The organism is Massilia frigida (genome assembly GCF_011682175.1).
GTDB lineage: Bacteria > Pseudomonadota > Gammaproteobacteria > Burkholderiales > Burkholderiaceae_D > Telluria_A > Telluria_A frigida.
Genome location: NZ_WHJG01000031.1, coordinates 13,018 through 26,981 on the forward strand (window position 1 = coordinate 13,018; position 13,964 = coordinate 26,981).

The 13,964-nt window shown below is 64.0% G+C and carries 11 protein-coding genes; all 11 read left to right on the top strand.

All coding sequences use genetic code 11. The features are described 5' to 3' along the window. The first annotated feature begins 3 nt into the window (after positions 1 to 3). Positions 4 to 834 carry a type VI secretion system accessory protein TagJ gene (locus tag F2P44_RS24310; RefSeq protein WP_167090170.1) on the top strand — a complete coding sequence of 277 codons (831 nt, stop codon included), beginning with the start codon at positions 4 to 6 and terminating at the stop codon, positions 832 to 834. Continuing rightward, on the top strand, positions 827 to 1,393 hold the full coding sequence (tssE, locus tag F2P44_RS24315; RefSeq protein WP_167090172.1) for a type VI secretion system baseplate subunit TssE: 567 nt from the start codon (positions 827 to 829) through the stop codon (positions 1,391 to 1,393). Before F2P44_RS24310 ends, tssE begins: the two co-directional genes overlap by 8 nt. After that, positions 1,393 to 3,261, top strand: coding sequence for a type VI secretion system baseplate subunit TssF (gene tssF / locus F2P44_RS24320; protein ID WP_167090174.1), 1,869 nt, complete (start codon positions 1,393 to 1,395; stop codon positions 3,259 to 3,261). The genes tssE and tssF overlap by 1 nt, the downstream gene beginning before the upstream one ends. Beyond that, positions 3,258 to 4,382 carry a type VI secretion system baseplate subunit TssG gene (gene tssG / locus F2P44_RS24325; RefSeq protein WP_167090176.1) on the top strand — a complete coding sequence of 375 codons (1,125 nt, stop codon included), beginning with the start codon at positions 3,258 to 3,260 and terminating at the stop codon, positions 4,380 to 4,382. The genes tssF and tssG overlap by 4 nt, the downstream gene beginning before the upstream one ends. Further along, positions 4,375 to 7,083: a type VI secretion system ATPase TssH gene (gene tssH / locus F2P44_RS24330; RefSeq protein ID WP_167090178.1), complete on the top strand. Its 2,709-nt coding sequence runs from the start codon at positions 4,375 to 4,377 to the stop codon at positions 7,081 to 7,083. Before tssG ends, tssH begins: the two co-directional genes overlap by 8 nt. Before the next feature lie 31 nt (positions 7,084 to 7,114). Next, the gene (locus F2P44_RS35765) at positions 7,115 to 7,615 is read left to right on the top strand and encodes a TssQ family T6SS-associated lipoprotein (protein ID WP_229423726.1); all 501 of its coding nucleotides are present in this window, start codon (positions 7,115 to 7,117) and stop codon (positions 7,613 to 7,615) included. A gap of 12 nt (positions 7,616 to 7,627) precedes the next feature. Beyond that, positions 7,628 to 9,100 carry a type VI secretion system-associated FHA domain protein TagH gene (gene tagH, locus F2P44_RS24340; RefSeq protein ID WP_167090180.1) on the top strand — a complete coding sequence of 491 codons (1,473 nt, stop codon included), beginning with the start codon at positions 7,628 to 7,630 and terminating at the stop codon, positions 9,098 to 9,100. Then, positions 9,094 to 9,855 (top strand): PP2C family protein-serine/threonine phosphatase, encoded by a 762-nt coding sequence (locus F2P44_RS24345; RefSeq protein WP_167090181.1) that lies wholly within the window; start codon positions 9,094 to 9,096, stop codon positions 9,853 to 9,855. Before tagH ends, F2P44_RS24345 begins: the two co-directional genes overlap by 7 nt. A 223-nt stretch (positions 9,856 to 10,078) precedes the next feature. Then, positions 10,079 to 12,736, top strand: a complete 2,658-nt coding sequence (locus tag F2P44_RS24350; protein ID WP_167090183.1) for a DUF2169 family type VI secretion system accessory protein — start codon at positions 10,079 to 10,081, stop codon at positions 12,734 to 12,736. A gap of 37 nt (positions 12,737 to 12,773) precedes the next feature. Next, positions 12,774 to 13,127, top strand: coding sequence for a PAAR-like domain-containing protein (locus tag F2P44_RS24355; RefSeq protein WP_054267264.1), 354 nt, complete (start codon positions 12,774 to 12,776; stop codon positions 13,125 to 13,127). 25 nt (positions 13,128 to 13,152) lie between these two features. Beyond that, the gene (locus F2P44_RS24360) at positions 13,153 to 13,944 is read left to right on the top strand and encodes a dienelactone hydrolase family protein (RefSeq protein ID WP_223165097.1); all 792 of its coding nucleotides are present in this window, start codon (positions 13,153 to 13,155) and stop codon (positions 13,942 to 13,944) included. Positions 13,945 to 13,964: the final 20 nt, after the last annotated feature.

Here is a 13,964-nt window from a genome sequence, read left to right on the forward strand (position 1 = left end):
AACATGAATCGAAGCGCGATCGCTGAAGTAGCAAGTCTGGATGAAGAACATGCGCAGCTCAAGGAGCGCATCCGGCGCAAACCGGAAGACCCGGACCTGCGGGCGCAGCTGTTCCAGGTGCTGGCATTGCGCGGCGACTGGCTGCGTGCGCAGGCGGCGTTGACAATGACGCTGGAACTCAATCCCAACGCCGATTCGCTGGCGGGAACGTACCTGCGGCCGCTCGCTTGCGAACTGATGCGCGCGGCGGTGTTCGCCGGCGCCCGGCGGCCCGAGGTCTGCGGAGCCGATGCGGCAGTGGAGCGCCTGGCCGACGCCTTGCAACTCGACGCAGGTGGCAGCGATGCCCAGGCTGGCGCGGTGCGTGCCGCCGCCATGGCCGAGCTGCCGGCGCGCAGCGGGCACGTGCGGCTGCACGGCAGCGATACACGCGTCCCGTTCGCCTGGCTGGCCGATGGCGACAGCCGCTTTGGCCCGGTGCTCGAACTGTTCGCAGGCGAGCGCTATCTCTGGCTGCCACTCGCGCAGGTACAGCGCATTCGCCTGGTGCCGGCGACCAGCCGCTGTGCGCTGGTCTGGTCCCATGGCGCCATCGATCTCGTGACCGGCAAGAAAATCCACGGCGCTGTGCCGGTGCGCTACCCCTTGCCTGCCGTAGCCACCGACCAAAAGATCCTGACCGCCGCTTATACCGAATGGCAGGCGCTGGCGGGAGCCGACCAGTACCTGGGAATCGGCCAGCGCATGCTGGTGACCGACCAGGGCGAATACGCCCTGCTCGATATCGCCGAAATTGTGTTCGAACTTGACGACGCGCAGGTGAGCAATGTTTAAATCAGGCAATCAGATCTCGCGCGCCCTCCACGGGCGCCACGACGACGCCGAACGCCTGCGCCTGGGTGCGCGCGACCGCCTGCGCCCGGCCCTGCTGGAACGCCTGACCGACCACGACCGGCTGCAAGCCATCGAAATGGAGCCGCCCGGCACGTCCAGTGCGGCCCTGCGCAGCGCCGTCATGCGTGACCTGGTCTGGCTGCTCAATTGCACGGCCATGGCTGCCGACGTCGATCTCGATGCTTACCCGCAGGTGCATCGCTCGGTGCTCAATTACGGCATCCTTCCGCTGTCGGGCAAGCATTTGTCCGAGCTCGATAGCCAGGAACTGGCCGGCAGCCTGCGCCGCGCGATTCTCGCATTCGAGCCGCGCCTGCTGCCGGACACGCTCCAGGTGCATTGCGTGTCCGATCCGGACAGCCTGTCACTGCACAACGAACTGGCGTTCGAGATTCGCGCCCAGTTATGGTCGCAACCATATCCGGTGGAATTCCTGGTGCGTTCCGACGTGGACATTGAAACCGGCCACACCAAACTGCACGATCTGGTGGCCGGCTGATGGATGCACGGCTGCTGGACTACTACAACCGCGAACTGGGCTACCTGCGCGAGATGGGCGCGGAATTCGCGGAACAATTTCCCAAGGTCGCTGGCCGCCTGGGCATGCACGGCATTGAAGTCGCCGATCCCTACGTTGAGCGCTTGCTGGAAGGCTTCAGCTTTTTGACGGCGCGCGTGCAGCTGAAAATGGATGCGCAGTTTCCACGCTTTACCGAGCAGCTGCTGACGTCGATCTACCCTGGCTATCTGGCCCCGAGCCCGTCGATGGCGGTGGTGCAGCTGCAGCCGGACCTGACAGTGGGCAGCTTGGCGTCGGGCTTCACCTTGCCGGCCAAGACCTCGCTGCGCGCCGGTCTGGCGCGCGGTGAGCAGACTGCCTGCGAATTTCGCACCGGCCACGCCGTCACCCTTTGGCCGCTGACTCTGGAGCAGGTGCGCTTCGGCCCTGCTCCAAGCGATGTGCCGGCACGCTTGCGCCACCGGGCCAAGGCCGCGCTGCGCATCAACCTGCAATTTGGCGGCGGTCAGCGCTGCGAAGTGTCGCCGCTCGACAAGCTGACCTTCCATGCGGCCGGTCCCGAGCAGCGCGCCTTGCGCTTGCTGGAACTGGTGGCAGGTCGCACCGTCGCCGTGCTATGCCGGCAAACCGACAGCGGCAATGGGGCCAGCCGTCCATGGGGCGAGGTGCTCGACGCCAGCGCCGTGCGCCATGAAGGCTTCGATATGGAGCAGGCCCTCCTGCCGAGCGACCAACGCCACTTCCAGGGCTACCGGATCTTGCAGGAGTATTTTGCCTACCCTGCCCGCCTGCTGTTTTTCAGTATCGCCGGCTTGCAGCGCGCCTTGCGCGGTGTGACCGGCACGCACTTTGAAATAACGATCCTGCTTGACCAGGATGACGCAACGCTGGAGCGACTGGTTGGCACGGGCGACCTGGCCATGCACTGCACGCCGGTGGTGAATTTGTTTGCGAAACGTGCGGACCGGGTCGTGGTCACGCCCAAGGTCAATGAATACCATCTGGTGGTCGACCGCAGCAAGGCACTCGACTTTGAAGTCCATAGCGTGACGTCCATGCTTGGTCACGGCAGCGGCGACGAACGCCAGTTTCGGCCATTTCATGCATCGTTCGCACGCGACCCGCGCGACCATGGCGCCTACTACTGCCTGCGGCGCGAAGCACGCCTGCTGTCGCAGCGCGCCCGCCAGCATGGGGCGCGCACCTCGTATAACGGCAGTGAAGTCTATATTTCGCTGGTCGACCAGCGCGAGGCGCCGTTTGCCGACACGCTGCGCCAACTGTCGGTCGATACGCTGTGCACCAACCGCGACCTGCCCTTGCTGCTCAGTACCGGCGGCGACAGCGACTTTACGCTCAACGTGTCCGCCCCGGTGGGTGCGATTACGACCGTGCGCGCGCCTTCGCGTCCGCGGGCGCCACTGGCCGATGGCAAGCTGGCCTGGCAGCTGATCAGCCACCTTGGCCTGAATCAGCAGGGCCTGTTCGAGCAAGACGGCGAGCAAGGCGCGGCGATCCTGCGTGAATTGCTGGGTCTGTATCTGGACGACAGCCAGGCTGGATTGCAGCGCCAGGTCGAAGGCGTGCGTTCGGTGGTGCACCAGCCGCTGTTCCGTCGCCTGCCCCAGCCTGGCCCGCCGGTGCATGGGCGCGGCGTGAAGATCGCCGTGACCATCGATGAGCAGGCCTTCTCCGGCGACAGTCCGTATTGTTTCGGCGCGGTGCTGGAACAGTTTTTCGCGCGCTACGTGTCGATCAATCTGTTCGCCGAGCTGGAGCTCCATAGCGGCAAGCGGGGCCGGGTTGCCAGCTGGCCTGCGCGCCTGGGCAACAGGCCGCTGTTATGAACGCGGCCTGGACCAGTCAGGCGCCGTGGCGGCAGCTGCGCGAGGCGCCGTACGAGCACGATCTGTTCGCGCTGCTGCGCTGGATCGATGCGCGCGCAGGTGCCGCGCAGCTGCTCGGCCGGACCGGTCACCCGACCGAGGAACCGGTGCGCCTGGCGCAAAAGGCGTCACTCGCCTTCGCGCCCGCCTCGGTCGCTGGCCTGAGCGAGCCGGAAGGCCGCGCGGCGCAACTGAGCATTTACGGCTTCGGCTTGTTTGGACCGAACGGCCCGCTGCCGCTGCACCTGACCGAATACGCGCGTGAACGCGAGCGCATGGCGGCCGATCCGACCTTGGTCGCCTTTGCCGACCTGTTTCATCATCGCCTCATAACGCTGTTTTACCGGGCCTGGGCGGATAGCCAGGTGACCGCCACGCTGGATCGTCCGGGCGAGGCGCGTTTCGATGCGCATCTGGCCAGCTTGCTGGGCATGGGACTGCCGGCGCAAAAACGCCCTGGCGCCATCGGTCTGCATGCGCGCTACTGCCAGGCCGGCCATCTGGGCCGGCAAAGCCGCAATCCGGAAGGCTTGCGGGCCATCCTGCGCAGTTATTTTGAGATCCCGGTCAACGTCATCGAGCATGTGACGCACTGGGTCCGGCTGGCCGACGCGGACCGCCTGGCGCTCGGTAACGCGGGCATGGGCTTGGGTCAAGGCAGCACGCTTGGCGTGGCCGTGCGCGACGCCCAGTCGCGCTTCCGGCTGGTGCTGGGGCCGCTGACCCTGGACGACTACCGGCGCTTTTTGCCGGGCGGAGAGCATGTCGCCGCGCTGGTGGAATGGGTGCACGAATTTGTCGGCATGGACTTGAGCTGGGATGTCCAGCTGGTGCTGGCGGACGAGCAGAAGCCCATGGCGGCCCTGAGCCAGATGCAGCCGCTCGGCCTGTCGACGTGGCTGGGGAAACGGCCTGCCAACCCGGCGCGCGCAACGGGCGCTCACCTGCCGCGCGCGACGGACGCACACCTGCCGCGCACAAAGGGCGCACACCTGATTCTCGATTACACCGCACGCGCGGCCAACAAGCGTGCCGCGCCGCGCCCCAACGCTCACCTTCAACGAGGAACACTTCATGTCTGAAATTAGCCGCCTGGCCCTGTTCGGCAAGCTCAATCCCACGCTGTACGCGGCACTCGAAAGCGGCACCGCGTTCTGTCGCCTGCGCGGCAATCCGTACGTCGAGCTGGTGCACTGGATCCATCAGCTGTGGCAGGCGCCCGACGGCGATCTGCAGCACGTCGCCAGCCACTTCAATGTGGACCAGGACCAGTTGACGCGCGACTTGCTGGCGGCGCTGGAACGATTGCCGCGTGGCGCAGGCGCGGTGAGCGACCTCTCCGGCCATATCGACGACGCCGTTGAACGCGCGTGGGTCTACGGCAGCCTGACGTTTAACGCCGAGAAGATTCGTGGCGCGCATCTGTTGCTCGGTTTGCTTAAAACCAGCAGCCTGCGCCATGTCCTGACCGGTATCTCGCGTCAGTTCGAGCGGGTCTTGCCGGACGTCCTATCCGGCAGCCTTGAGCAGATCCTGGCCGGCTCGCCGGAACAAGCCAGCGCCGCAGCCGCGAACTCAGCCGGAAGCCCGGCCGACGCCCTCGACGGCTTGCGTCCGGCCGGCAGCGGCAAGGCCCTCCAGCTCTACACGGTCGACCTGACCGCACGCGCACGTGCTGGCGAGATTGACCCTGTCACCGGGCGCGATGAGGAAATTCGCCAGATGGTGGACGTGCTGCTGCGGCGCCGCCAAAACAATCCGCTGCTGGCCGGTGAAGCCGGGGTCGGCAAGACCGCCGTGGTGGAAGGCCTCGCGCAGCGCATTGCCAACGGCGACGTACCACCGCCGCTGCGCGATGTTGACCTGCTGCTGCTTGACATCGGTCTGCTGCAAGCTGGCGCCAGCGTCAAAGGCGAATTTGAAAAGCGCCTGCGCGAATTGATCACCGAGGTGCAGGCCAGCGATCGTCCGGTCATCTTGTTCATCGATGAGATTCACACCCTGATCGGCGCTGGCGGCGCGGCAGGCACCGGCGACGCCGCCAATCTGTTAAAACCCATGCTGGCGCGCGGCGAACTGCGCACCGTTGGCGCCACCACCTGGGCCGAATACAAGAAATATATTGAAAAAGACGCCGCCCTGACCCGCCGTTTCCAGGTCGTGCAGATCGCCGAACCGGACGAGGCGCGCGCCGTCACCATGATGCGCGGCCTGGCCGACAAGCTGGCCACCCACCACCGCGTGCTGCTGCTCGATGATGCCATCGTGGCGTCGGTGGCGCTGTCGCACCGCTACATTCCGGCGCGCCAGTTACCGGACAAGGCCGTCAGCCTGCTCGACAGCGCGTGCGCCCGCGTGGCAGTAAGCCAGCACAGCCAGCCGCCCATGCTGGAAGACTGCCGGCGCCGCATCGACGCCATGCTGGTTGAGCAGGACATCGTGACAAATGAATGCAATCTCGGCGCGGGCGATGCCAGCCGGCTTGAACCGCTGGCGCGGCGCATCGCCGCCGAGCGGCATGAGTTCGACACCATCAGCGCGCGCTGGCACGCCGAGAAGCTGATGGCGGAGCAAATATTTACCTTGCGCGTAGCGTTGCAGGCGGCCGCTCCGGGCGAGCGTGCCGCGCGCCTGACCGAATTGCAGGCGGTACTGGTGCAGCTTGAACTGCACCAGGAAGAACAGGCGCTGATCCACACTGCGGTGGACGCCCATGCAGTGGCCGCAGTGGTTGCGGACTGGACCGGCATTCCGGTCGGACGAATGGTCGGCGACGCCGTCGAAGCGGTGCTGGAGCTGGCCAACACGCTGGGCCAGCGCGTGATCGGCCAGCAGCATGCGCTTGAAGCGATTGCGCGCCGCGTGCAGACCGCGCGCGCACGCCTGGACGATCCGAACAAACCGGTGGGCGTGTTCCTGCTGGCCGGCCCGTCCGGCGTCGGCAAGACCGAAACCGCGCTGGCCCTGGCCGAAACCCTGTACGGCGGCGAGCAGAATCTCATCACCATCAATATGAGTGAATTCCAGGAAGCCCATACCGTCAGCACCTTGAAAGGCGCGCCGCCAGGGTATGTTGGCTACGGCGAAGGCGGTGTGTTGACCGAGGCGGTGCGCCGGCGTCCGTACAGTGTGGTCCTGCTCGATGAAATCGAAAAAGCCCATCCGGATGTGCATGAAATTTTCTTCCAGGTGTTCGACAAAGGCTGGATGGAAGACGGCGAAGGCCGCTACATCGACTTCAAGAACACCGTCATCATCCTGACCTCGAACGTCGGCAGCGATCTGTTGATGCGCCTGTGCCAGGACCCGGACTTGATGCCGGACGTGGATGCGCTGGCCGGCGCGCTGCGCGAGCCGCTGCTGAAAGTGTTCCCGGCCGCCCTGCTCGGCCGCCTGTCGGTGGTGCCGTACTTCCCCCTGTCGGACAGCATGCTCGCGCGTATCGTCGCGCTGCAATTTGACCGCATCCGCAGCCGCCTGCTGGCCAATCACAATATGGTGTTCACCTATGAAGACGGCGCCGTGGCCCTGCTCGGTCAACGCTGCACCCAGCTCGAATCCGGCGGGCGCATGGTCGACGCGGTATTGACCCAGACGGTGCTGCCGCACATCAGCCGCGAGATCCTGCTGCGCTTGTCGGCGCCCGAAAAACTGACGGGTGTGACGATCGGTGCGCAGGGAGGCGAGTTCACGTATCGCTTCGAGCATGCGCACGCTGCGCCGGCCACCCCGAGCACGCGGGCCGACGACCTGGACGTCGAACTGTCGGCACTCCCACACTGACCTTGCCTCACCTATGACGAAAGATTATTTGATGAACCGTATCTTTAACGCTCGCCCTCCGGTATCCATGTTGACAACCGCTGCCTTCAAAGCTGGCGCATCGGTGCTGGCTATCAGCGCCCCGCTCTGGCTGAGCGCGTGCGCCAGTACTGACAGCGCGCCGGTTGCCGCTCCCGAGCCAGCGGCCAGGCCCGCCGCAGTCATATTGAATGCCATGGAACAGCGCGCGCAGGTTGTCATTGCGGAAGCTAACAAGCAATTTACGGCCGGTGACTTCAAGGCAGTCATCGTTAACCTGAGCACCAGCAAGGCCATCGATTTTTCAAGCACCGCAACCCAAGTCCAGGCGCACAAGCTGCTGGCGTTCAGCTACTGCATCACAAGGAAAACCGCGCCTTGCAACGCCGAGGCGGAGCGCGTGATGCTGCTCGATCCGGGCTTTCAGTTGTCCGAAGCCGAGCGTTCGCATCCGATGTGGGGGCCGGCGTTTGATGCCGCCCGCAAAAAAGTCACGCTTCCAGCCAAGCCATAACCAGGATCACGCATGCGATTCACCATCCTCGAACACGGCGGACAGCCGCTACGTGCGCCGGTCAGCAAGGACTTTTCCCGGCCTGGCGCAACCATTGGCCGGGGCGCGGACAACCATCTGGTGCTGGTCGATGACACCAGGCAGATTTCGCGCTTGCAGGCATCGGTGCGCATCGATGACAGCGGGACGTATCTGGCCAACCTGAGTACGGTCTGCCCGGTTGAAGTGAATGATGCGGCATTGACGGGCGACCAGCCCTGGCGCCTGCGGGATGGCGACCAGGTACGGATTGGTTTGTATCTGCTGCAGGTTGGCGAACAGCAGGCGGCAAATAGCGGCGCTAACCCGCTGCCGCCTGTGGCCGACGTGGAGATTGCGCCCGTGCGTGTCGCGCTGGCGCCGGCTCCGCCAGCGGCGACGGTGGCTCCCGACGACGCGTTCTGGGACAACCTTGTGTCCGACTTTGCGCCGGCGCCGAGCGCCAGGCTGTTTGCCGCGACCGCGCCGGTGGCAGCGCCGCTGGCGGTCGCGCAGGCGGCAGCGCCAGAGGTGCTCTTGCCGGATGACGCCCTGGCGACGCTCAGCAATCCATCGGTCGATCCGCTCGATTTCTTTGCCAATCCTGGCGCGGAATCGCACAGCAATCTGTTCGCCGACAATGCCAGCGCTCTGCCCGACACCAGCACTGCGTTGCTGGAATTGGCGCAGCAAGAACATGCGGCGAGCGCCCCCTTCGACACCAGCGCCTTGTTTGGCCGGGCGATTGGCAGCGGCGTGCAAGCAGAACCCGCGCCAGCCCGGTTCGCTGCTGACATGGCGTCGTCGCCTATCCAGACTGCGACGCGGCCCACGGCCTGCGACCCGGCGCCACCAACGCCGGACGCCGCCAACATGGTCGCAGCGTTTCTGGAGGGCGCCGGCTTCACGCCAAATGAAGGCAGCTTGACCGAGGCGCACTTTCATCAGGCCGGTCGCCTGTTGAGCAAACTGGTCGGAGGCTCCATGAACCTGTTGACCAGCCGCACGATCATCAAGCGTGAAGTCAAGGCAGAGCTGACCATGATGCTCGACAAGGAAAACAATCCGCTCAAGCTGCTGCCGGACGCCCAGACCGTACTCAAACAAATGTTCGGGCCATCGTTTTCCGGTTTCATGACGTCCGAGCGCGCCGTCGACGATACCTTCCACGACCTGCAAGCCCATCAGATGGGCATGCTGGCGGGCATGCGCGCCGCGCTCAATCAGCTGCTGCGCAATTTCAGTCCGGAAGTGGTGGACAAGCAGATGGGCGCTGACGTCTGGTACGAGCGCCTGATGCCGAAGGGGCGCGACGGGCGTGCGTGGGTGCGTTATCGCGCGCTGCACCAGGCGGCGGTGACCGCCGTGGAGGAAGACTTCCATACCGTATTTGGGCAGGTGTTTTTGTCCGCCTACGACGCCGAGGTCGAACTGTACCGCGCACAGAGGGTGCAACAGGCATGCTGACCTTGACCACGGCGCAATGCTCGCATCAAGGCAGCCGCGCCAGCAATGAAGACGCCTTGGGTTTCCGGGTGCGTGATGACGACGCCTGCTTTGTGATCAGCGACGGCGTGGGTGGCCAGGCCGGCGGCGCCATCGCATCCAGGCTGGCGGTGCACTGGAGCTTGCAGCAACTCGATGACAAGCAATCGTACGGCCTGCAAGCGATGACGCACGGCAGCGTGGATGCCGCCGACGCTGCCATCGTCGCGGAACAACGGCGCAACCCCGAGCGGGCGCGCATGGCAGCGACCGTGGTGGCGCTGTTCATCGACCGGCGCGAACGAATGGCGCAGTGGATTCATGTCGGGGACAGCCGCCTGTACCTGTTCCGGCGCGGGCATCTGCTGCGCCGCACGCAAGACCACAGCCTGGCCGCCCAACTGCAACAGGCGGGTTTGTCCTGCGGCCCGGACAAAGCGCATTTGCTCAGCCACGCGCTGGGCCAGGCCGATACCGACAACATCGAGCCAGGAGCGGCTTGCACGCTTGAAGACGGCGATGCCTATCTGCTGTGCACCGACGGCTTCTGGAACGGGCTCGACGACGCGGCGATGCAGCGCTGCCTGCAAGTGGCAGGCAATGTGGCGGATTGGGTCACCCTGCTTGCCGGGCACGTGCGTCAACACAGCGATTGCGACGGCACGCAAGACAACTACTCGGCGCTGGGCGTATGGGTCGGCGATCCGCAATTGGTAACCCGCGCACATCGCGATTGATAAGCGCCCGATTGCAATCCATACGATATTTATATTACCTGTTGATGACCTAATTAATATATTTAAAACTGTGGGGAATATTATTGACCGGGCCGCGCCAATAACGTTAGCATGGCTCGCCAATTAAAATAGTTGCAATACTTTATTATCAAATTTTGATTCATAAATATCGCGCGATCTATATCTATTCTAGTTCCAGCGTCACCGGATAAACAAGCAGCGTATGAAGATCATCAAACCGATGCGCCTGGGCGTCATGCCCCGGCCCTTTACCTGGCAGAACAAGCATTTTTTATGCGTGACGGCGTACGCGCATGTCACCTTGAGCCCCAATCCCCAACTATTGAATGAACAAGGATTGTGGCCGATGCTGGCAAGCGAGCTTGGGGGAACCAGCGTCCTCGACCTGGGCTTGCCAAAGCAATATCCGGAGTTTCTGGTATCCGGTTTTGGCTATACCCATCATCAGCAAGACAAAACCCGTTGCGCCGTCTCCGCCCAGGTTGGCGATATAGAAAAACGCCTGACTGTCTTTGGTGACCGCTATTGGATCGCCGGCGGCGCCAGTGCGCCGACGCCGTTCGATGCCATGCCGCTGGACTGGACGCATGCATTCGGCGGCGCGGCCTGCGCTGCCAATCCGCTTGGCCGGGGCATGGACGCCGAGGATATTGGCGGTCAAAAGGTGGTGCGGCTGCCAAACGTCGAGCTGGCCAGCGAACTTTACCGGGCGCCAGGCAGGCCACCATCGGCGCCGGCTGGCATGGGACCGATCGACGTGGCCTGGCAGCAGCGCCAGGCGCGCATGGGCGTGCACGACCAAAGCTGGTTCGAGAATGATTTCCCCGGCCTTGCCCGCAGCATGGACTGGCGCGCATGGAACGCCGCGCCCGACGATCAGCACTTCCCTGCCAGCTTTGAACTTGCCGGCGCGCCTTACACGCTGCGCAATATGCACCCGGAGCACCCGGTGCTGAGCGGAACCATTCCCGACTGGGTTGGCCGTTGCCTCGTGGTGAAACGGCGGAATGACAAGCATGTTACCGCCGACATCGACTTGCGCCTGACCACCGCGTGGTTCTTCCCGCACCGGCTGGAAAGCGTCCTGATTTATCACGGCGTGGTCGAAATCGACCAGGACGATGCCCACGACGTTATGCAACTGATGCCCGCGCTGGAGCATCGCCATGCGAAACGCGATCACGCCTACTTCCTGAAGGTGCTCGCACAGCGGCTCGACAGCAAGACTGGCAGTCACTACGCCTTTCGCGATGGCGACCTGTTGCCTGAAGGCGCGGCGCTGGGCCTCCTGTTTCCTGGGGAGGACACCATGTTCGACAAAGTGCCAGGCCCGCTGGAACGCAATCAGCGGCAGCGTATGCAAAACCAACGCGACAAGAGTGCGCAGATGGCGCGTGATGAAGGGCTCGACCCGGACGAGATACTTCCTCCAATGAACGCCGCCCCCGAGCTGCCGCGCCGCCTGGAAGATTTACCGCAATTTATGGAAAAGGTGGATCGGCTGCACGCCGCCGACATGGAGAAAGCCCGGGCGTCACTCGCGACGACGCGTCGGGAAATGGCAAGCAATCTGCCGCCCGAACACCAGGGCCAGCTTGCGATGCTCGATCAATTGGCGCCCCTGCTCGACGGTCATGCCGGCATGAAACACGCGCCGCCGGCACCCACCCACAGCTTCGCCGAGTTCAGCGCCAGCCACGCCGACATGGCAAGCGAGGCAGAATCATTTTCCGGTATGCCCATTCCCGAGATCATCCCGGCTGCGGAGCTGAAATCGACCATGCACAAGATGTACTTGCACGGCGCGACCAGTTTCGCGCCAGCCGCCGTGCTGGTCGGCGACGCAGCCCGGCGCGTGCGCGACCATGTGGCGGCGATCTACGCCAGCACGCGCGACTTTGCCGGCCTGGACCTGACTGGAGCGGATCTGTCAGGCATGGATCTGCGCGGTGCAAATTTCAGGGGCGCCATGCTGGAAAGCGCCGACTTGCGCGGAACAAAACTGGACGGTTGCGACTTGACGGAAGCGATTCTGGCGCGCACCTCGCTGGCCGGCGCCAGCTTTGCGCACGCCAGGTGCGATGGCGCCAGCCTGGCGCAAGCGGACGCCCGCTACGCCTCGTTTGCGCACGCCGTACTGAACAAGTGCACATGGGAAGAAGCCCGGCTCGATCATGGCGACTTCTCCCACGCGCAGATCGGTGACGTCATGCTGACAGAGATGCAGATCGCGTCGGCCAGGTTCGATCATGCGCGCTTTTTCTCGCTGACTTTCTACAAAATCGGCATGCGCAATTGCAGCTTCCGCCATGCGCATTTCGAGAAATGCGTCTTTATAGAAGGCCGGCAAGAAGATCTGTGTTTTGACCTGGCCACCTTGCAAGACAGCGCATGGGTCACGACGGATGCGGCACGGCTGAGTTTTCGCGGCAGCGTCCTGCGCACCTGCGCGGTCACCGACAAGACCGCACTGGACGAAGCCGACTTCACGGATGCCCAGCTATCGCAATGCAATTTCCGTGAAATCAGCATGCAGCGAGCAAATTTCTGCGGTGCGACAGCGGCGATCACGGATTTTTCCGAAGCCAATCTGAGCGGCGCCAACTTGCAGCGCATGAACGCCAGCGGCAGTTTTTTCACCCGCGCCATCCTGGTCGCCAGCGACCTGCGCGACGCCAATCTGATCGGCGCAAGCCTGGTGAAAGCCGACTTGCGCTCGTGCGACCTGCGCGGCGCCAACCTGTTTCGCGCCGATCTGGCGCAAACCTTGGGCGACGGCGGAACCCTGTTCGACCAGGCCTACCTGGAGCAGACCAAATTCTTGCCCCGGCGGGTACTTGACACCGCCTTGGCCGATTGAGGCCGATGTATTTCTTACACTTTCAGCAGGATAGCCCATGTTTTTGAAAACCCAGCTTGGCCTGAGCCTGGCGCCGGTCGATGCGAAGATTCCCATTACCTCACCCAATGCGGCGCCGGCACCCATGCACATCCCGAATGCCTTCAACATCTTGGTGGGCGGCACCCCGGCCCACAACCTGGCCACGTTTGCGCCGATGACCATGACCTTGCCCGGCGTTGGCGTGGCCAGCGGTACGGTCATGGGACCGTCGCGTGAAGTGACCGGCAAATACAATTTGCTGATCAAAGCGACGCCAGCGACGCGCATGACCAGCATGTCGATTCAAAATTCCACCAACGCACCGGGTATCTATCTGGTGCCAGGGCAGTTCAAGGTGCTGGCATTTTAGCCATGGCCTGCCGAAAGGGTTTTTCTTGAATTACCGCAGCGTCGTCGCCAGTCCGGCCTATTGCCCTGCACCCGGGCGGGCCAGCCGCATCCTGCATATTGCTTCGCGCGAGGCCGAGCCGGTCATGATGGTGAGCACCTTGTACCTGCCCTGCGGGCCGGGCCCTTTTCCTCTCTGGGTATTTAACCACGGCAGGAATTTCGGCAATACCGTGCATCAGGCGCGCAGCCGGCCAGACGCCCTGGCCAAGGTGCTGCTGCGCCAGGGCTATGCAGTGCTTGCGCCCAACCGCCGGGGTTTTGCCGACTCAGGCGGCCGGCATCTGAGCCACTGGGCCAACCCGCTGGCCGGCTCACTGTGCTGTGCGCGTGACATCGAGACCGTGGTGCTGGCCATGTCCGGCAAGCCTTATATCGACGCCAGCTGCATCATCGTCAGCGGGCACTCGTATGGCGCGCTGGGGACGCTGGCCTACGGCATGAAGCCGCACGCCGGCGTGCGCGCCCTGGTGAACTTTGCCGGCGGCCTGCGCGGCGAGTCGGACCAGGGCTGGCAGCAGCCGCTACGCGAAGCGTTCCGGTATTACGGCCGGCGCGCCAGGGTGCGCTCGCTGTGGCTGTACGCCGACAACGACAGCTTTTGGCCGCTGGACTATGCCAAGTCGCTGCATGACGCCTACTGCGAGCACGGCGCCAGCGCTGAATTTGTCAACCTCGGCCACTTCAAGGAGTGCGCCCACCGCTATGTGCTGGACCCGGATGGCGTCGACTTCTGGTGGCCGAGGGTGGCTGGACTATTACGTGGAATCGCAGCATGAGCGACTGTCCGCATCCGGAC

Coding starts and splice junctions, on each gene's coding strand:
- F2P44_RS24310 (WP_167090170.1), top strand. CDS start 4: ATGAATCGAAGCGCGATCGCTGAAGTAGCAAGTCTGGATGAAGAACAT.
- F2P44_RS35765 (WP_229423726.1), top strand. CDS start 7,115: ATGAACCGTATCTTTAACGCTCGCCCTCCGGTATCCATGTTGACAACC.
- F2P44_RS24345 (WP_167090181.1), top strand. CDS start 9,094: ATGCTGACCTTGACCACGGCGCAATGCTCGCATCAAGGCAGCCGCGCC.
- tssE (WP_167090172.1), top strand. CDS start 827: ATGTTTAAATCAGGCAATCAGATCTCGCGCGCCCTCCACGGGCGCCAC.
- tssG (WP_167090176.1), top strand. CDS start 3,258: ATGAACGCGGCCTGGACCAGTCAGGCGCCGTGGCGGCAGCTGCGCGAG.
- tagH (WP_167090180.1), top strand. CDS start 7,628: ATGCGATTCACCATCCTCGAACACGGCGGACAGCCGCTACGTGCGCCG.
- tssF (WP_167090174.1), top strand. CDS start 1,393: ATGGATGCACGGCTGCTGGACTACTACAACCGCGAACTGGGCTACCTG.
- F2P44_RS24355 (WP_054267264.1), top strand. CDS start 12,774: ATGTTTTTGAAAACCCAGCTTGGCCTGAGCCTGGCGCCGGTCGATGCG.
- F2P44_RS24350 (WP_167090183.1), top strand. CDS start 10,079: ATGAAGATCATCAAACCGATGCGCCTGGGCGTCATGCCCCGGCCCTTT.
- tssH (WP_167090178.1), top strand. CDS start 4,375: ATGTCTGAAATTAGCCGCCTGGCCCTGTTCGGCAAGCTCAATCCCACG.